We start from the raw sequence: 18,268 nt of genomic DNA on the forward strand, positions 1-18,268 counted from the left end.
TTAACGATGACGGAATTCGCGGTGTTCAGCCCGACCAGAGGACATCTGCCGTGGCTGTTGATTACGGGCAGACATCTGTCGGCTTTGCGCACCTCGCTGCTGTTGCGCTTGCCAGTTGGCGGAGCGGCTGTCGTTGCCGCTTAGCGCGTTAGCACGCGGCTGGCTGGTTCGCTGCTGAATATTCCGCTGTTGAGGGTTACGCTGTTGCGCTGTTTGCGAAACCCGTTTCTCCTGTCTCTGGGCTGTGGTCTGGCGATTCTCTCGTTGCTGGGTGTTGGTTCGTTTCGCGGTCTGAGGTTTGGTGTCGTAACCACGGTAGTTATTACGCTGGGAAATCTGCTGTAGCTGTTGGCTGGAAGCCTGGCGCTGTGCGTCTTTGGTTCCCGGGCGCGCTGTCTGAGGGAATGTTTTGCCCGTCGATTTTTCCATTTGGTTCATCGCAGCCTGACGCTGGCTGTCACGGTTGACCGGTGTCTTCTGCGTCGAACTGAGTCCCGTTGCCGTATTCGTGGAGTGGAAGCGGGTATTGAGCTGATTGTTTGGATATGGCACGCCCTCGCGATAGGCCGGGTTATGCTGCCAGGTCCGGTTGGCGTCCGTCAGGCGTTGCCCACTGATTTTATTGAAATTATCAACGTTGATATTGATGTTGTTATCACCGTTGCGGTTATAGCCGCCGTGATGATCCCAGTCATCATCATGATGGTCGTCGTCATCCCAGTCGATGTTGCTGAAGATAGCGTAGGTTGTCGCGACACCCAGACTGAAACCTAAGCCGTTCACGAAGCTATTGCCAAATTGCTCACCGGGCGTTGGGGGGAGATAGGTTGGTGGATAGGCGGTGTTTGGCCAGGTACCGTAAACCGTATTGGGGTTATAGGTGGGGACGTATACCACCTGCGGGCCGGCAGATTCGATCTTAATGACCGTTGGGTTTGTCGTGGTGGTTGTACTTGTACTTGTACTTGTTGTTGTCGACTCGCTGGTTGCGGCTTTAGCAGGAGCGGGTTTTGTCACGGTGGTGACAGTTTGTTGCGGCGTCGATTGTAACGCACCGGTTTGCTGAGCCAGCAGGCGCAGACGTTGAACCGAATCCATCACGTCTTGTGGCTGCGCGAGGAAAGCATCACCCAGATTTTGTACCCACGGCGGATTTTCACCCAAGAGCGACATCAGTTGAGGGAACGCAACCAGCGACTTCACGCTGGGATCCCACGGCTGACTGGCAACGGCCTGAATGGCGGCATCACCCTGCATCTTAGGATTATCCTTTGACCACTGCGCGGCCTGGATAACGTTTGACGGATAGGTCGATGCCATCAAAATTTGCGACAGTAGCGCATCCGGGTAGAGCGCGATGGGGGCCACCCACTGATCGATTTGCGCTGCACTGTACGTTGGCGGCGCAACCGGGGCGGCTTGTGCGGCTGGTGCCGGTGTGGCAACGGGAGCCGGTGCCGAAGGTTGTTGTGCAACCGGGGCAGGAGCGGTGGGCTCCGTTGCACGGCTTTTGACAAATATGACGCCAGAGGCGGCAAACAGCCCGGCACTGCACAGAAGGACAAGCAGATGTGGCTTAAAGGGCAACTTCATAGAATGACTCCAACGAGACAAGTGCTGCGCCGTAAGGCGTTCCTGTTGCTGCGAGTATTGTTCACCCGTGTTTTGCAGTTTTGACTTTTATTGGGAAACCACGCGGTGTATCCGGATAAAGAGTGTGAGCATTTATTACACAATTATATCTGATAGTTGAAAAGCCGCCGGGATATTCAGAAGGCCGCTCTTGCGAGCGGCCAGCAGCTAGTTGCCGAGGTTGACGACAAACAGCACCGTGATGTCGGATATGTTCCAGCCACCGTGCAGTGCGGTAAGCAGTAAACCCGTCACAACGATCAGCGCAGTGATTCGCATCTCTATTGCGTGCGTTCCTGTACAGGCTACGCGGGTTCGTTCTTCACCGGGAAAGGCAGAACCTGGCAAATTGGGGTTTTGCCACGTAGATTACGGAACTGCTCCCGGGCCCGGTGACTGGCTGCTACACCAGCGAAGCAGGCCGATGAGAAGAGTAGTGGATTCAAAGGGTATGAAGAAGGGGAAAAATGCATTTACATAATCTTTCATTCAAAACGGGAAAGCGCTGCGCAGAATGAAAAAATCACCTTGCAAGTCTATACGCAGGAGAGCAAAATTCGCTGCGTTGGGGTTTTGCCGCAAATCTGCCAGCCCGGTGTGCTACCACCGCAAGGCAACAAATTAACCGCTGTCAGGCGGTTTTTTTGTGCCCAAAATTCGCCTCGCCTTCCCGCTATACCACTCTTAACGATTCAGCAAATTTTTTAATGTTGCTTTTTTGTAAACGGATTAACACTGTGCAGAAATCCTGCTATGCTGCCCGACGCGGTATCGGGCATTTACCCTACAAACTGCTGTCTCACAGGAGCGTGAAGAGAACGTCCGCCGCATATGACAATGAGAGCGAGGAGAACCGTCGTGCTAGAAGAATACCGTAAGCACGTAGCAGAACGTGCCGCCGAGGGGATTGTACCCAAACCTTTAGATGCAACCCAAATGGCCGCGCTCGTCGAGCTGCTGAAGAACCCGCCTAAGGGCGAAGAAGAATTCCTGTTAGATCTGTTGATCAACCGTGTACCGCCTGGTGTAGATGAAGCGGCCTACGTAAAAGCCGGTTTCCTTGCTGCCATTGCCAAAGGCGCAGCCACCTCCCCACTGGTAACTCCTGAAAAAGCGATTGAATTGCTCGGCACCATGCAGGGCGGTTACAACATTCATCCGCTGATTGACGCGCTGGATAACGACACGCTGGCACCGATTGCCGCAAAAGCGCTCTCTTCAACGCTGCTGATGTTTGATAACTTCTACGATGTGGAAGAAAAAGCGAAAGCGGGCAACGTCTACGCGAAGCAGGTGATGCAGTCCTGGGCTGATGCAGAATGGTTCCTGAACCGTCCTGCGCTGGCTGAAAAAATCACCGTTACCGTCTTTAAAGTGACGGGTGAAACCAACACTGATGACCTTTCTCCGGCACCGGATGCATGGTCTCGCCCGGATATCCCTCTGCACGCGCTGGCGATGCTGAAGAACGCCCGTGAAGGTATCGAGCCGGATCAGCCTGGCGTGGTCGGCCCAATCAAGCAGATTGAAGCGTTGCAGAAAAAAGGTTTCCCGCTGGCTTACGTGGGTGACGTTGTCGGTACCGGTTCTTCCCGTAAATCCGCAACTAACTCCGTGCTGTGGTTCATGGGCGATGATATCCCGCACGTGCCAAATAAGCGCGGCGGCGGTCTGTGCCTCGGCGGCAAAATCGCACCCATCTTCTTTAACACGATGGAAGATGCGGGCGCACTGCCGATTGAAGTCGACGTCTCTGACCTGAACATGGGCGACGTGATTGACGTATACCCGTTCAAAGGTGAAGTGCGTAACCACGAAACCAACGAACTGCTGGCAAGTTTTGAGCTGAAAACCGATGTACTGGTTGACGAAGTCCGTGCCGGTGGCCGTATCCCGCTGATCATCGGTCGTGGCCTGACTACCAAAGCGCGTGAAGCGCTGGGTCTGCCGCACAGCACGGTATTCCGTCATGCAAAAGATGTGGCAGAAAGCAACCGTGGTTACTCTCTGGCGCAGAAAATGGTGGGCCGTGCGTGCGGCGTAACCGGTATCCGTCCGGGCGCATACTGCGAGCCGAAGATGACTTCCGTAGGCTCTCAGGATACCACTGGCCCAATGACCCGTGACGAACTGAAAGACCTGGCGTGCCTGGGCTTCTCGTCTGACCTGGTGATGCAGTCATTCTGTCACACGGCGGCATATCCGAAGCCGGTTGACGTGACTACACACCATACGCTGCCAGACTTCATCATGAACCGTGGCGGTGTGTCCCTGCGTCCGGGTGATGGTGTTATCCACTCCTGGCTGAACCGTATGCTGCTGCCTGATACCGTAGGTACCGGTGGTGACTCCCATACCCGTTTCCCGATTGGTATCTCCTTCCCGGCGGGCTCTGGTCTGGTGGCGTTTGCTGCTGCGACCGGCGTGATGCCGCTGGATATGCCGGAATCGGTTCTGGTGCGCTTCAAAGGCAAAATGCAGCCGGGTATCACCCTGCGCGACCTGGTTCACGCAATTCCGCTGTATGCCATCAAACAGGGCCTGCTGACCGTTGAGAAGAAAGGTAAGAAGAACATCTTCTCTGGTCGTATCCTGGAAATTGAAGGTCTGCCGGACCTGAAAGTAGAACAGGCGTTCGAACTGACTGATGCTTCTGCTGAGCGTTCAGCTGCGGGCTGTACCATCAAGCTGAACCAGGCACCAATCGAAGAGTACCTGACCTCTAACATCGTGCTGCTGAAGTGGATGATTGCAGAAGGCTACGGCGACCGTCGTACGCTGGAGCGTCGTATCCAGGGCATGGAAAAATGGCTGGCAGATCCGCAGTTGCTGGAAGCCGATGCTGACGCAGAATACGCGGCGGTGATCGACATCGATCTGGCGGATATCAAAGAGCCAATCCTGTGTGCGCCAAACGATCCTGACGATGCGCGTCTGCTCTCTGATGTTCAGGGCGACAAGATTGACGAAGTGTTTATCGGTTCATGCATGACCAACATCGGTCACTTCCGCGCGGCTGGTAAGCTGCTGGATACCCACAAAGGCCAGCTGCCAACCCGTCTGTGGGTGGCTCCGCCAACCCGTATGGATGCTGCTCAACTGACTGAAGAGGGTTACTACAGCGTGTTTGGTAAGAGCGGTGCGCGTATTGAAATCCCTGGCTGTTCCCTGTGTATGGGTAACCAGGCGCGTGTAGCCGACGGTGCGACGGTGGTCTCCACCTCTACCCGTAACTTCCCGAACCGTTTAGGTACCGGTGCTAACGTTTATCTGGCCTCTGCGGAGCTGGCGGCGGTTGCCGCGCTGATTGGCAAACTGCCAACGCCGGAAGAGTACCAGACTTATATCGCTCAGGTTGATAAGACGGCGGTGGATACCTACCGCTATCTGAACTTCGACCAGCTCTCTCAGTACACCGAGAAGGCTGACGGGGTTATCTTCCAGACCGCGGTATAAACAGCAAAACCGTCTCTGTAGAGACGGTTTTTCGTGTTTTCACCCTCTCCCGTGGAGAGGGCAGGAGTGAGGGCATCAGGCCGCAGGGTCTTGCTCTCACTTTTTATTTTCATTCCTCCCACCTCCCACGCTTTTTTTCTTCCTCTCTGCTGCGATAATTAACGTAATGGCTTTGCAGAGGAAAATACTATGGATTACGAATTTCTGCGCGACATCACCGGAGTGGTGAAAGTGCGTATGTCGATGGGCCACGAAGCCGTTGGACACTGGTTTAACGAAGAGGTGAAAGAGAACCTCGCGTTACTTGATGAAGTGGAACAGGCTGCGCAGACGGTAAAAGGCAGTGAGCGATCCTGGCAGCGTGCCGGACACGAATATACGCTGTGGATGGACGGCGAAGAGGTGATGGTGCGTGCCAACCAGCTTGAATTCTCGGGCGATGAGATGGAAGAGGGGATGAGCTACTACGACGAAGAGAGCCTGTCGCTGTGCGGCGTTGAAGACTTCCTCAAAGTGGTGGCTGCGTACCGTGAGTTCATGAAACAGAAATAACACCCCGGAGCATCCCTGCTCCGGGTCCGTTTTACACGGCCGGAATATTGCGGCCGTAGTAGATTTCGCGCATCTCTTTCCAGAGCCGGTCAGTGATGACCTTGCGCTCTTCTTCGCTCAAATCTTCCGGTCTGGTATGGAACATGTAGTGCTTAAGGTCGAATTCCTTAAGTAACATCTTGGTATGGAAGATGTTTTCCTGATACACGTTCACGTCCACCATGTCGTACAGCGCCTTCATATCATCGGACATAAAGTTCTGGATGGAGTTGATCTCGTGGTCGATGAAGTGTTTCATGCCGTTGATATCACGGGTGAAACCACGCACACGATAATCAATGGTCACGATGTCGGATTCCAGCTGGTGGATTAAGTAGTTCAGCGCCTTAAGAGGCGAAATCACGCCACAGGTAGAGACTTCAATATCTGCGCGGAAGGTACACAGACCGCCTTCAGGATGGCTTTCAGGGTAGGTATGCACGCAGATGTGACTTTTATCCAGATGGGCCACGACGGCCTCTGGCAGTGGGCCTGGATGTTCGGTGTTGTCGATAAGCTTAGGGTCGACCGGCTCTTCGCTGACCAGAATCGTCACGCTGGCACCCTGTGGCTCATAATCCTGACGGGCAATATTCAGGATATTTGCGCCGATAATAGAGCAGGTTTCTGACAGGATCTCGGTCAGACGATTGGCATTGTAGAGTTCATCGATATAGGCGATATACCCATCGCGCTCTTCTGCGGTTTTGGCATAGCAGATATCGTAAATACAAAAACTCAGGCTTTTGGTCAGGTTGTTAAAGCCATGCAGCTTAAGCTTTTTCAATTAGCTCACCCCCTTAGAGGACAGCGCATCTTGCAGGTACTGCGGCAAGGCAAATGCGGCAGTATGGATAGCCGGATTGTAGTATCGGCACTGAAGACCGGCCTGGTGGAAACGGGCCTGAATAATTCCGGTGGAGAGATGACGCAACACTTCGTTATCGGTCGCCCAGGCGAAAGTCATGATCCCGCCGTAGTAGGTCGGAATAGCGGCCTGATAGAAGCTGACGTCACTAAAGTAAGTGCTCAGCTTGCGGTGGCTGTCGAGGGCTTCATCCTGCTGCAGGAAGCAAACACCGTTTTGCGCCACAAAGATCCCCCCTGGTTTCAGGCAACGCTTACAGCCTTCGTAGAAAGAAGAGGTAAACAGCGATGCGCCAGGGCCGATAGGATCAGTGCAGTCGGAGATAATCACATCAAAGGTTTGCGTGGTCTGATTAACGAAGTTGACGCCATCATCAATGACCAGATTAAAGCGCGGATCGTCATAACTACCGGCGCTGTGGTTGGGCAGATACTGGCGGCAGAAGGAGACGACGCCTGCATCAATTTCCACCATTGTGATGGTTTCAATGGATTGATGACGGGACACTTCGCGCAGCATGGCACCGTCGCCACCGCCGATAATCAGAACGTGCTTCGCGTGCCCGTGTGCCAGTAGCGGTACGTGGGTCATCATTTCGTGATAGATAAACTCATCGCGCTCGGTGGTTTGCACCACGCCATCCAGTGCCATCACGCGGCCAAAGGCGGCGTTCTCGAAGATGACCAGATCCTGATGATCGGTTTTCTCGTGATAAAGCACGTTATCGACGGCAAAGTATTGACCAAACTGGTCATGCAGCGTTTCATGCCATACCGGGTTATCGGTCATGAGTTGACACCTCCTTTGTTAACATTCGTTACCCCAGAGAATTGGGCGCAACATGCATAGCTAACTATAACCGTGGGTTCACGGTTATAGCGGTCAACAGGGGCGTCGGGAAGGTTATTTCACGTAGGCGAGCAGGCTGAGTGAATCACGAGCCAGCGCTTTGCATTTTTTTGCAGTGGGGATGCCAATACCGCTTAAATCGCGGTAGCTGTCTTCACCGAGCGCCTTCATGTCGAAGCTGTCGTAGTTGCTGAGATCCCATTGGTTCTGCTGGGCAAAAAAGACCAGTGCGCGACGAATCTGCCCGTTGGGTAAATTCTGGTAGCCACAATCGTTTTTCAGGAATACAAAAACTGCCGTTAAATCGGCCATATCTTCCGCTTCGTTTTCACTTAGCGCATAGCTGTTCGCACACATTGCCATCAGGCTGCCGAACAAAATTGTCCTGAAAAACGTCTTCATTGCTTCTACCACTGCATCACGGAAAATTAACGTTAGCATACTTGATGCCAGGGCGACGATCTTTAATTATTACCGCTTTACTTGACCTTCCGGTAAGGGGAGGGTTTATGCTCAAAATATCGCCTGCAGGAAATAAGGAAATGAACATGCAACGTCGTGATTTTTTGAAATATTCCGCTGCGCTGGGGGTTGCCAGTGCATTACCACTGTGGAGTCGTGCGGTTTTTGCGGCTGACAGACCCACCTTACCGATTCCCGAATTACTCACCGCTGATGCCCGTAGCCGCATTCAGCTTGTTGTTCAGTCCGGTAAAACGACCTTTGGTAAGCATAACGCTACAACGTGGGGTTATAACGGTAGCCTGCTTGGCCCGGCCATCCAGCTACGCAAGGGGAGCGCCGTGACGGTTGATATCCACAACACGCTGGCAGAAGAGACTACGCTGCACTGGCACGGTCTGGAAGTGCCGGGGGAGGTTGATGGTGGGCCGCAGGGGATCATCAAGGCTGGTGATAAGCGTAGCGTCACCTTTACCCCCAACCAGCGCGCAGCGACCTGCTGGTTCCACCCACATCAGCACGGAAAAACGGGCCATCAGGTGGCGATGGGGCTGGCCGGTCTGGTACTGATTGAAGATGATGAAAGCCGCCTGTTGCGCCTGCCGAAACAGTGGGGCATTGACGATATCCCGGTCATTGTTCAGGACAAGAAATTCACTGCAGACGGTCAGATTGATTATCAGCTGGATGTGATGAGCGCGGCGGTAGGCTGGTTTGGCGATACGCTGCTGACTAACGGCGCTATTTACCCGCAGCATGCCGCCCCGAAAGGCTGGCTGCGTTTACGTCTGCTCAATGGGTGTAATGCGCGTTCGCTGAATTTTGCTGCCAGCGATAAACGTCCGCTGTACGTGGTGGCGAGTGACGGCGGGCTACTGCCTGAGCCGGTTAAGGTGAACGAATTGCCGATGCTGATGGGCGAGCGATTCGAGGTGCTGGTGGATATCAGTGATGGCAAATCGTTTGACCTGGTCACGCTGCCGGTGAGCCAGATGGGGATGGCCGTCGCACCCTTTGATAAGGCTCACCCGGTGTTGCGCATTCAGCCGCTGCAGATTGCCGCCTCCGGTACGCTGCCGGATACGCTAAGCACGCTCCCGGCCTTGCCTTCACTTGAGGGCTTAACCCAGCGCACGCTGCAGCTCTCAATGGATCCAATGCTCGACATGATGGGGATGCAGGCGCTGATGGAGAAGTACGGCAATCAGGCGATGGCGGGTATGCAGCACGGGCAGATGATGGGCCACATGAATATGGATCACGGGAAAATGGGCGGCATGGGGAACATGAACCACGGCGATCATGGCTTCGATTTCCACAATGCCAACCGGATCAACGGCAAAGCGTTTGACATGAACACGCCGATGTTTGCTGCCACAAAGGGACAGTTTGAACGTTGGGTTATTTCCGGTGTTGGCGACATGATGTTGCATCCATTCCATATTCACGGTACGCAGTTCCGCATTCTCTCGGAGAACGGTAATGCACCCGTTGCGCATCGCGCGGGCTGGAAAGATACGGTAAGGGTTGAAGGTGGAGTCAGTGAGGTGCTGGTGAAATTCGACCATGAGGCACCGAAAGAATTTGCCTATATGGCGCACTGCCATCTGCTGGAGCATGAAGATACGGGGATGATGTTGGGATTCACGGTTTAAAGCAGGTGCGGCCTGATGCCCTCACCCTGACCCTCTCCCACAGGGAGAGGGGACAAACACTCAAAACGGCAACTTTCGTTGCCGTTTTGCTTTTATTTGCCTTCGTCAGGCAATGCATACGCGACAATATAGTCGCCCATCTTCGTGCCAAACGAACCATGACCGCCCGCTGAGATGACAACGTACTGCTTGCCATTCACTTCATAGGTCATCGGCGTTGCCTGTCCACCCGCGGGCAGACGGCCTTGCCACAGTTTCTCACCGTTGGTCATGTTGTACGCGCGCAGGTAGTTATCTGCGGTCGCCGCGATGAACAGCACGTTACCGGCGGTAGAGATTGGGCCACCCAGCATTGGCATACCCATATTGAACGGTACCGGAACCGGCATCGGGAACGGCATGCTGTCCTGTGGTGTACCAATACGTTTCTTCCACACGATCTGGTTGGTTTTCAGATCCAGACCGGAGATATAACCCCAGGCAGGCTGTTTACACGGCAGGCCAAACGGTGACAGGAACGGATTCAGGGTCACGCCAAACGGTACGCCGTACTGCGGCTGAATACCGGATTCTGTACCGGTACCTTTCGCGTCTTTCGGCGGTTCCATTGGGTTGCCCGGGCCACGTGGGATCAGTTTAGACACGAACGGCAGGGCCATTGGGTTAGCAATCACCACCTGACGGTTCGGGTCAACGGAGATCCCGCCCCACTCGAACATCCCCAGGTTACCCGGGAAGACCAGCGTACCCTGCTCAGATGGCGGAGTGAAAATGCCTTCATAGCGCAACTGATGGAACATCACGCGGCACACCAGCTGGTCAAACATGGTGGCACCCCACATGTCTGCACCGCTGAGGTCTTTCTTCGGACGGAAGCTCAGGTCAGAGAATGGCTGCGTTTTGCTGACGTAGTCGCCTTTTGCCGCGCCTTGCGGAACCGGTTTTTCCGGAGCCGGAACCACCAGTTTACCGTTGCTGCGATCCAGCACGAAGATGTTACCGGTTTTCGCCGGGGCATAAATCACCGGAACGGTTTTACCGTCAACGGTAATATCTGCCAGCGTCGGCTGGGATGGCATGTCCATATCCCACAGGTCGTGGTGAACGGTCTGATAGCTCCAGACCAGCTTACCGGTAGTCGCGTTCAGCGCCACGATGGCGCTCGCATAACGCTCCTGCTCCGGCGTGCGGTTACCGCCCCAGATATCCGGCGTGGTCACGCCCATTGGCAGATAGACCAGATCCAGCTTCGCGTCATACGCAGCCGGTGCCCAGGAGTTTGGCGAGTTAAAGGTAAAGGTGTGTTCGTCTGAGGGGATCGCGTTTGGATCTTTCGCACCCGGGTCGAAGGCCCACAGCAGTTTACCGGTATTCACGTCGAAGCCACGGATAACGCCAGAGGTTTCGCGGGTAGAGAAGTTATCCGTTACCGAACCGGCAACCACAATGGTTTTATCGGTGATGATCGGCGGTGAAGTTGGCTCATACAGACCCGGCGTGGTGTCCGGCATGTTGGTCTGCAGATTCAGGATACCTTTGTTGGCAAAGGTTTCGCACAGCTTGCCCGTTTCTGCGTTGACGGCAAACAGACGGCCATCGTTCACCGGCAGCATAATGCGGCGAGGGCAGTCGGCCACCACTTCAGGGCTTGCATTATCGGCACGCGCTTCGTGGTAAGAGACGCCACGGCAGGTGACATGCTGGAAGGACGGGTTGGCATTCAGCTGTGGATCGAAGTGCCATTTCTCTTTACCGGTGGCGGCATCAAGCGCGAACAGACGCTGGTGGGCGGTACACAGATAAAGCATGTCACCGACTTTAATCGGCGTCACTTCGTTGGTCAGTTCACCCGGATCGTTTGGCATCTTCAGGTCGCCGGTACGGAATACCCAGGCTTCCTTCAGGTTTTTAACGTTATCCGCGTTGATTTGCTTCAGCGGGGAGTAGCGTTGACCTTCCTGATTACGACCATAGGCCGGCCAGTCTCCGTCAGCGACCTGAGAGATGGCTGCAGCAGGCGTTGATTCCGTATTGAGCGTACCTTTGATCTCCTGCGGGTCGTTAAAACCGGCCCAGGTCAGGATACCGCCGCTGATCAGCAGAGCGACAACGAGCGCTGCTACGGCACCGCTGGACGGTACAATCAGGCGACGCCAGACAAACGGCAAAATCAGCCAGATACCAAAGAACACCAGAATGTCACTGCGTGGCGTCAGTGCCCAGAAGTCGAACCCGGCTTCCCAGACGCCCCAGATCATGGTTGCGAGGAGGAGGGCAGCATAAAGCCACAGTGCAGATTGCTTTCTGCGCCAGAGCAGGACGGTTACGCCAAGCATAACCAGGCCCGCAATCGGGTAGTACCAGGAACCGCCAATTGCGACCAGCCAGACGCCACCGATTAACAGGTACAAGCCGCAAAAGGCGGCAAATAGCGCTGTTAGTGTCACCAGTAGACGCGACTGTTGAGTTTTTGTTTCAGCCATAGAAAATGTACTCGTCAGTTTTGTTAATTATTTGCTAGCAATTAATTATAGGTATTAGCAAGTGTGATCGGAATCACAAAAATTGCTTTTTATAACTCATACGCCAGGGTTATCCATTTGCTGGTATAATGGCGAGCTTGCGTATCGATGCTGGAAGATGATTCATCCGCATTGAGAGATTTTCATTAAAATCATATGGTTAGTAATATGAAACATACTGTTGAAGTGATGATCCCGGAAGCCGAGATCAAAGCGCGTATCGCCGAACTGGGTCGTCAAATCACCGAACATTACAAGGACAGCGGCAGCGAAATGGTGCTGGTGGGTCTTCTGCGTGGCTCTTTCATGTTTATGGCAGACCTGTGCCGTGAAGTGCAGGTGTCACATGAGGTCGATTTTATGACCGCCTCCAGCTACGGCAGCGGCATGTCCACAACCCGTGATGTGAAAATCCTGAAAGATCTGGATGAAGATATTCGTGGCAAAGATGTGTTGATCGTTGAGGACATCATCGACTCTGGCAACACGCTCTCTAAAGTGCGCGAGATCCTGAGCCTGCGTGAACCGAAATCCCTGGCCATTTGTACCCTGCTGGATAAACCAAGCCGTCGTGAAGTGCAGGTACCTGTGGAATATGTCGGTTTCGCCATTCCTGACGAGTTCGTTGTGGGTTATGGCATTGACTACGCGCAGCGTTATCGCCATCTGCCGTATGTCGGGAAAGTGGTGCTGCTGGACGAGTAATACTCGTTGGGTGTGGTCTGGTGCCCTCACCCTGGCCCTCTCTCACAGTGAGAGGGAGAAAACGTAGGCCGGGTAAGGCGTAGCCGCCACCCGGCTTTTTTACGGGCACTTATTTATGGTTTACGTGCTTGAGTTTGAGGTTTGCAATACCCGAACGGTAGCGCTGCTCCAGCGTTTCACGGTTAGTGGCGGTCACTTCCAGGTTACGCAGCAAACCATCATGAATGCCGTACGCCCAGCCGTGGACGGACACTTTCTGTCCGCGTTTCCAGGCCGATTGCATAATGGTGGAGTGCCCCAGGTTATAAACCTGCTCCATGACGTTCAGTTCACACAGCGCGTCGAGACGATGTTCCTGCGGCATTTCGCCCAGCAGTGAGCTATGTTTGAACCAGATATCGCGGATGTGCAGTAGCCAGTTATCAATTAACCCCAGCTCCAGGTTTTCAACCGCCGCCTGCACGCCGCCGCAGCCGTAGTGGCCGCAAATGATGATGTGCTCGACTTCCAGAACGTCAACGGCATACTGAACAACAGAAAGGCAGTTAAGATCGGTATGAATCACCAGGTTGGCGACGTTGCGGTGAACAAACAGTTCACCCGGTTCGAGGCCGGTCAGGCGCTCTGCCGGAACGCGGCTGTCGGAACATCCAATCCATAGAAAGCGCGGGTTTTGCGCTTGTGCCAGCTTCCCGAAAAATCCGGGGTCTTCTTCCACCAGCATTTTTGACCATAGTGCATTGTTGCTGATGAGTGTATCTATGTCATTCATGGAGGTTAACGACCTGTAACCAAGTGATTGCGTTGCGCTACTATAGGGTAACCCGACTTTTAATGAAACTACACAACGTGTGTCAGAACTATAGGTAAGTTTAATTCATGGCGATTGCACTGGAGCTTGAGCAGCTTAAGAAAACCTATCCGGGCGGCGTTCAGGCGCTACGCGGGATAGATCTCAAAGTAGAAGCGGGTGATTTCTATGCGCTTCTGGGGCCGAATGGGGCGGGAAAATCTACCACCATCGGGATTATCAGTTCGCTGGTTAACAAGAGCTCTGGCCGGGTGAGCGTGTTTGGTTACGACCTGGAAAAAGATGTGGTCAACGCCAAGCGCCAGCTGGGGCTGGTACCGCAGGAGTTCAACTTCAACCCGTTCGAGACGGTACAGCAGATTGTTGTCAACCAGGCGGGGTACTATGGTGTAGAGCGTAAAGAGGCGATTGCCCGTAGCGAAAAGTACCTTAAACAGCTGGATCTGTGGGAAAAACGTAACGAACGTGCGCGGATGTTATCCGGTGGCATGAAGCGCCGCCTGATGATTGCCCGCGCCCTGATGCATGAGCCAAAACTGTTAATCCTGGATGAACCGACCGCAGGCGTGGATATCGAACTGCGTCGTTCAATGTGGGGGTTCCTGAAGGATCTCAATGACAAAGGCACGACCATCATTCTGACCACTCACTACCTTGAAGAGGCGGAAATGCTGTGCCGCAACATCGGCATCATTCAGCGCGGTGAGCTGGTGGAAAACACCTCGATGAAAGATCTGCTTTCCAAGCTGAAATCAGAAACCTTTATTCTGGATTTGGCACCGAAAAGCCCGCTGCCGGAGCTGGAAGGGTACCAGTATCGTCTGGTGGATACCTCCACGCTGGAAGTGGAAGTGCTGAGAGAGCAGGGCATCAACAGCGTCTTTTCCCAGTTGAGTGCCCAGGGCATTCAGGTATTAAGTATGCGTAACAAAGCGAACCGACTGGAAGAGCTGTTTGTCTCTCTGGTGCAGGATAAACAAGGAGACAAGGCATGACGCATCTTTACTGGGTCGCGCTGAAAAGCATCTGGGCGAAAGAGATCACCCGTTTTATGCGTATCTGGGTACAAACCCTGGTACCGCCGGTTATTACCATGACGCTCTACTTCATCATCTTCGGTAACCTGATTGGTTCCCGCATTGGTGAGATGCACGGTTTCACCTATATGCAGTTTATCGTGCCGGGTTTGATCATGATGGCGGTGATCACTAACGCCTACGCTAACGTGGCATCATCGTTCTTTAGCGCCAAGTTCCAGCGCAACATTGAAGAGCTGCTGGTGGCACCCGTACCGACGCACGTCATCATCGCCGGGTACGTGGGCGGTGGCGTGGCGCGTGCTTTGTGCGTGGGGATCCTGGTAACGGCGATTTCGTTGTTCTTTGTACCGTTCCAGGTACACTCGTGGCTGTTTGTGGCGCTGACGCTGCTGATGACGGCGATCCTGTTCTCGCTGGCCGGTTTGCTGAATGCGGTGTTTGCGAAAACGTTTGACGATATCAGCCTGATCCCGACCTTCGTGCTGACGCCGCTGACGTATCTCGGTGGGGTGTTCTACTCCCTGACGCTGCTGCCGCCATTCTGGCAGGCGCTGTCCCACCTGAACCCGATTGTCTACATGATCAGCGGCTTCCGCTTTGGTTTCCTCGGCATTACTGACGTGCCACTGTTCACCACCGTGGCGGTACTGGCGGTGTTTATCATCGCTTTCTACCTGCTGTGCTGGTATCTGATCCAGCGTGGCCGCGGGCTGCGCAGCTAACCTTCTGCCCGGCAACCTTCCGTATGCCGGGCGCTTTTCTTTGACAGTTATCACCGTAAATTCACCATCACTCCGCTAAACTACTCGCCTGCTAAGGAGAGAGCTATGCTGGGATGGGTCATCACCTGCCACGATGAACAGGCACAGGATATGTTGCTAAAGCTTGAAGCCAGGTTTGGCCCGCTGGTGCAGTGTCGCGCGGTTAATTACTGGCGAGGGTTGAGCACCAATATGCTTGGCCGAATGATGTGTGATGCCCTGCATGAAACCGACACCGGCGATGGCGTTATCTTTCTCACCGATAAATCTGGCGCTGCGCCGTATCGTTCCGCCGCCTTAATGAGCCATAAGCATGACTGCTGTGAAGTGATTTCCGGAATTAGCCTGCCATTGCTGGAGTTAATGTATCCGCAGCGTGAATCATTAAGCAGCACGGAGTTTCGTCATGCGATCGTGGCGCAAGGTGCCCCCGATGTCAGTAGTTTATGGCATCAGCAGCAGAAAAACCCACCTTTCATCCTGCTTCACGATCTGTATAAGAATTAAACATTGGTATTGATGTCGCTTTTGCTACAATGACATCAGTTCTTCCGTACCGATAAAAACATAATGTTTACGCGTATTCTTCTCCTGCTTTTGGTGTTCGTTTCCGGCGTCAGTTCAGCCAGTTTATTAAGCCAGAAAAGGCTGCCTGCTCAATATATGCAAACCACCGAAGATGCGGCGATCTGGGCGCAGGTGGGGAACAATGTGATCAACGTGGGTAATGTCCGTGCGGGGCAGATCCTGGCTGTGGTACCCGCAGCGGCAGACTATTATGAATTTCGCTTCGGTTTTGGTACGGGTTTTATCGACAAGGGGCACCTGGAGCCGGTTCAGGGAAAACAGCGCGTTGAAGATGGCCTGGGCGACCTGAACAAACCCCTTAGCAATCAAAACCTGGTTACCTGGAAAGACACCCCTGTTTATAATGATGCCGACAACGGCAGCGCCCCTTTCGGTACATTAAGTGCAAATCTTCGCTATCCGATCCTGAACAAGCTTAAAGATCGTCTGAACCAGACCTGGTTCCAGATCCGTATCGGTAACCGTCTGGCGTGGGTCAGTAGCCTGGATGCCCAGGAAGATCACGGTATTCCGGTCATGACTTATCACCATATTTTACGTGACGAGGAAAACACCCGTTTTCGTCATACCTCCACGACAACCAGCGTGCGTGCCTTCAGTAACCAGATGACCAGGCTTCGCGACCAGGGCTATACCACGCTGACGATGTACCAGCTTGAAGGGTACGTACGAAACAAAATAAACCTGCCGGCGAAGGCGGTGGTGCTCACCTTTGATGACGGCCTGAAGTCCGTTAACCGCTATGCTTACCCGATCCTGAAAGAGTACGGGTTTAAGGCGACGGCCTTTATCATCTCGTCACGAATCAAACGTCATCCGCAGAAGTGGGCACCAAAATACCTGCAGTTTATGAGTGTGTCGGAACTGGAGCAGATGCAGGATGTGTTTGATATCCAGTCACACACGCACTTTTTACACCGTGTGGATGACAACCATCAGCCGATTTTACTGAGCCGCAGCTACCACGTTATTTTGTTCGACTTTAAGCGCTCGCGGCGCGATCTGGCGCAGTTCAACCCACATGTTCTGTACCTTTCCTATCCGTTTGGCGGCTACAACGAGAACGCGGTTAAAGCGGCGAACGATGCCGGTTTCCATCTGGCGGTGACGACGGTGCGGGGGAAAGTGAAGCCAGGGGATAATCCGTTCCTGTTGAAGCGGCTGTATATTCTCAGAACGGATTCTCTGGAAACCATGTCGCGGCTGATCAGCAACCAGCCGCAGGGGTGATTAAAGATAATCAATGGTAAAGGTTGCGATGGCTTTAAAGTCACCGGCTTTAAGTGGGGTGCCATCTCTACGTAACCAGACCATAAAAGGAAGGCTGTTGCTTGCACTGGCACCTGCCTGTGGCAAAGGTACGTAGATATAGCTGCTATCATTGATAAGCGGTCCGAATGATGGGTTCGCAGGAAATTGTTGTGCAATCTCCACCCCAATGCCGGAAGCTGCATTCGATGTCAGCGTGTTGAGCATAAGGATACCCGATCCGCTAGCGCCATTCGTTTTGTTGGACGACACCCGGTAATTAATGGCAACCACATTACTACAGCCTGTGAGCTGGAGATTAAAAGTCTGGTACGGAAAATATCCATCCCTCATAGAGGAAAACATAATTTCGCCAAAATCAACATTGTTCGTCCCATTGTTTACGACAGTGCTCTGGCAGGTTGAGGCGGCAATTGGGATGCTGAAGGTCGATGGGGTGACTTCGAACCACCAGGGCTGGTTATCACTATCCGTATGGCCGCCAATTGACATTCCTCCGATTTTTTTGGACTCCTTAGGCGTGATTACCGTGGCATGTGAGACGTTACCTAAATACGAGCTCATTTGAATGAGCTTAATCTGGATTTTCCAGTTGTCGCTTTCCTGGCTCGCATGTACAGGCAGGTCTTGCCATTGACCATAACTCGCCTGAAAGTATGAGCCATCATCTTTATCGCTATAAACCCTGACCGCGTAGTAAATCCCCTCGATATTTGTCGGCCACATAGCACCATCTACGCCACCAATGGCGTCGTAGGTGATGTTCGACATCTGATCCCCTTGTTGACCCGAGTCACATCGGGACCACAGTGCAGGACTCAGGCTGGCGTTATAAGGACCACCAATCTCAATACCATCAGATGGATACTGTCCCTGGGGGACTTCATGAAAATAGACAGGCGAACCCGGAACGGTATTGATGATAGTGGACGTCCCCCCCTCACCCCTGGCCCCAAAATGACATTCACCCCATGCGTAACTCTGTACCAGCAGCAACGCGGCGGTAAACAGTTTTACCCAGGCGGTGCCTGCTAAATGTCCTTTAAAACGCATGAACGT

At 53.5% G+C, this 18,268-nt stretch carries 15 protein-coding genes; 8 read left to right on the plus strand and 7 right to left on the minus strand.

What is annotated here, in order from left to right:
• Positions 1–1,593: a DUF3300 domain-containing protein gene (locus HV318_RS17820; protein ID WP_182273771.1), complete on the minus strand. Its 1,593-nt coding sequence runs from the start codon at positions 1,591–1,593 to the stop codon at positions 1–3.
• An 897-nt stretch (positions 1,594–2,490) separates the two neighbouring features.
• Between HV318_RS17820 and acnB the strand changes: the two genes are divergently transcribed.
• Together acnB and yacL are read left to right on the plus strand one after the other, a co-directional pair.
• Positions 2,491–5,088, plus strand: coding sequence for a bifunctional aconitate hydratase 2/2-methylisocitrate dehydratase (acnB, locus tag HV318_RS17825; RefSeq protein ID WP_182273772.1), 2,598 nt, complete (start codon positions 2,491–2,493; stop codon positions 5,086–5,088).
• A 189-nt stretch (positions 5,089–5,277) separates the two neighbouring features.
• On the plus strand, positions 5,278–5,640 hold the full coding sequence (yacL, locus tag HV318_RS17830; RefSeq protein WP_182273773.1) for a protein YacL: 363 nt from the start codon (positions 5,278–5,280) through the stop codon (positions 5,638–5,640).
• Between the two features lie 31 nt (positions 5,641–5,671).
• Here yacL and speD read toward each other — a convergent pair whose 3' ends face one another.
• From speD to HV318_RS17845, 3 genes are all read right to left on the minus strand, one after another.
• Positions 5,672–6,466 (minus strand): adenosylmethionine decarboxylase, encoded by a 795-nt coding sequence (speD, locus tag HV318_RS17835; RefSeq protein ID WP_182273774.1) that lies wholly within the window; start codon positions 6,464–6,466, stop codon positions 5,672–5,674.
• Positions 6,467–7,336 carry a polyamine aminopropyltransferase gene (speE, locus tag HV318_RS17840; RefSeq protein WP_182273775.1) on the minus strand — a complete coding sequence of 290 codons (870 nt, stop codon included), beginning with the start codon at positions 7,334–7,336 and terminating at the stop codon, positions 6,467–6,469.
• Between the two features lie 114 nt (positions 7,337–7,450).
• Positions 7,451–7,798, minus strand: a complete 348-nt coding sequence (locus HV318_RS17845; protein WP_014882582.1) for a YacC family pilotin-like protein — start codon at positions 7,796–7,798, stop codon at positions 7,451–7,453.
• A gap of 146 nt (positions 7,799–7,944) precedes the next feature.
• On the opposite strand from HV318_RS17845, the gene cueO reads away from it, so the two are divergent.
• The gene (gene cueO, locus HV318_RS17850) at positions 7,945–9,513 is read left to right on the plus strand and encodes a multicopper oxidase CueO (protein ID WP_182273776.1); all 1,569 of its coding nucleotides are present in this window, start codon (positions 7,945–7,947) and stop codon (positions 9,511–9,513) included.
• A 92-nt stretch (positions 9,514–9,605) separates the two neighbouring features.
• Here cueO and HV318_RS17855 read toward each other — a convergent pair whose 3' ends face one another.
• Positions 9,606–11,996 carry a glucose/quinate/shikimate family membrane-bound PQQ-dependent dehydrogenase gene (locus tag HV318_RS17855; protein WP_182273777.1) on the minus strand — a complete coding sequence of 797 codons (2,391 nt, stop codon included), beginning with the start codon at positions 11,994–11,996 and terminating at the stop codon, positions 9,606–9,608.
• 207 nt (positions 11,997–12,203) lie between these two features.
• Here HV318_RS17855 and hpt point away from each other — a divergent pair, with 207 nt between their 5' ends.
• Positions 12,204–12,740 carry a hypoxanthine phosphoribosyltransferase gene (gene hpt, locus HV318_RS17860; RefSeq protein WP_182273778.1) on the plus strand — a complete coding sequence of 179 codons (537 nt, stop codon included), beginning with the start codon at positions 12,204–12,206 and terminating at the stop codon, positions 12,738–12,740.
• Positions 12,741–12,849: 109 nt separating this feature from the next.
• Here hpt and can read toward each other — a convergent pair whose 3' ends face one another.
• A complete protein-coding gene (can, locus tag HV318_RS17865) occupies positions 12,850–13,512 on the minus strand; it encodes a carbonate dehydratase (RefSeq protein WP_182273779.1) in 663 nt (220 codons plus the stop codon).
• A gap of 107 nt (positions 13,513–13,619) precedes the next feature.
• On the opposite strand from can, the gene HV318_RS17870 reads away from it, so the two are divergent.
• The 4 genes from HV318_RS17870 to HV318_RS17885 all read left to right on the plus strand — a co-directional run bounded on the left by HV318_RS17870 (position 13,620) and on the right by HV318_RS17885 (position 17,170).
• Positions 13,620–14,546 (plus strand): ABC transporter ATP-binding protein, encoded by a 927-nt coding sequence (locus tag HV318_RS17870; RefSeq protein ID WP_182273780.1) that lies wholly within the window; start codon positions 13,620–13,622, stop codon positions 14,544–14,546.
• Complete coding sequence (locus tag HV318_RS17875; protein WP_182273781.1) at positions 14,543–15,313, plus strand: ABC transporter permease; 771 nt, start codon at positions 14,543–14,545, stop codon at positions 15,311–15,313. Before HV318_RS17870 ends, HV318_RS17875 begins: the two co-directional genes overlap by 4 nt.
• Positions 15,314–15,418: 105 nt before the next feature.
• On the plus strand, positions 15,419–15,859 hold the full coding sequence (locus tag HV318_RS17880; protein WP_182273782.1) for a PTS sugar transporter subunit IIA: 441 nt from the start codon (positions 15,419–15,421) through the stop codon (positions 15,857–15,859).
• 63 nt (positions 15,860–15,922) lie between these two features.
• Positions 15,923–17,170, plus strand: a complete 1,248-nt coding sequence (locus HV318_RS17885) for a polysaccharide deacetylase family protein (protein ID WP_182273783.1) — start codon at positions 15,923–15,925, stop codon at positions 17,168–17,170.
• Here the strand turns inward: HV318_RS17885 and HV318_RS17890 are convergent, their stop codons facing one another.
• Entirely contained in the window at positions 17,171–18,262 is a 1,092-nt protein-coding gene (locus HV318_RS17890; RefSeq protein ID WP_182273784.1) for a fimbrial protein, read from the minus strand. It lies immediately after the preceding gene.
• Positions 18,263–18,268: the final 6 nt, after the last annotated feature.

The sequence above is a fragment of the Enterobacter sp. RHBSTW-00901 genome (genome assembly GCF_014103115.1).
Lineage (GTDB): Bacteria > Pseudomonadota > Gammaproteobacteria > Enterobacterales > Enterobacteriaceae > Enterobacter > Enterobacter cloacae_P.

Bases quoted from the DNA above. Each gene is read 5' to 3' on its own strand.
- hpt (WP_182273778.1), top strand. From the start codon at position 12,204: ATGAAACATACTGTTGAAGTGATGATCCCGGAAGCCGAGATCAAAGCG.
- HV318_RS17890 (WP_182273784.1), bottom strand. From the start codon at position 18,262: ATGCGTTTTAAAGGACATTTAGCAGGCACCGCCTGGGTAAAACTGTTT.
- speE (WP_182273775.1), bottom strand. From the start codon at position 7,336: ATGACCGATAACCCGGTATGGCATGAAACGCTGCATGACCAGTTTGGT.
- HV318_RS17880 (WP_182273782.1), top strand. From the start codon at position 15,419: ATGCTGGGATGGGTCATCACCTGCCACGATGAACAGGCACAGGATATG.
- can (WP_182273779.1), bottom strand. From the start codon at position 13,512: ATGAATGACATAGATACACTCATCAGCAACAATGCACTATGGTCAAAA.
- HV318_RS17875 (WP_182273781.1), top strand. From the start codon at position 14,543: ATGACGCATCTTTACTGGGTCGCGCTGAAAAGCATCTGGGCGAAAGAG.
- HV318_RS17885 (WP_182273783.1), top strand. From the start codon at position 15,923: ATGTTTACGCGTATTCTTCTCCTGCTTTTGGTGTTCGTTTCCGGCGTC.
- cueO (WP_182273776.1), top strand. From the start codon at position 7,945: ATGCAACGTCGTGATTTTTTGAAATATTCCGCTGCGCTGGGGGTTGCC.
- yacL (WP_182273773.1), top strand. From the start codon at position 5,278: ATGGATTACGAATTTCTGCGCGACATCACCGGAGTGGTGAAAGTGCGT.
- HV318_RS17870 (WP_182273780.1), top strand. From the start codon at position 13,620: ATGGCGATTGCACTGGAGCTTGAGCAGCTTAAGAAAACCTATCCGGGC.
- HV318_RS17820 (WP_182273771.1), bottom strand. From the start codon at position 1,593: ATGAAGTTGCCCTTTAAGCCACATCTGCTTGTCCTTCTGTGCAGTGCC.
- HV318_RS17845 (WP_014882582.1), bottom strand. From the start codon at position 7,798: ATGAAGACGTTTTTCAGGACAATTTTGTTCGGCAGCCTGATGGCAATG.
- HV318_RS17855 (WP_182273777.1), bottom strand. From the start codon at position 11,996: ATGGCTGAAACAAAAACTCAACAGTCGCGTCTACTGGTGACACTAACA.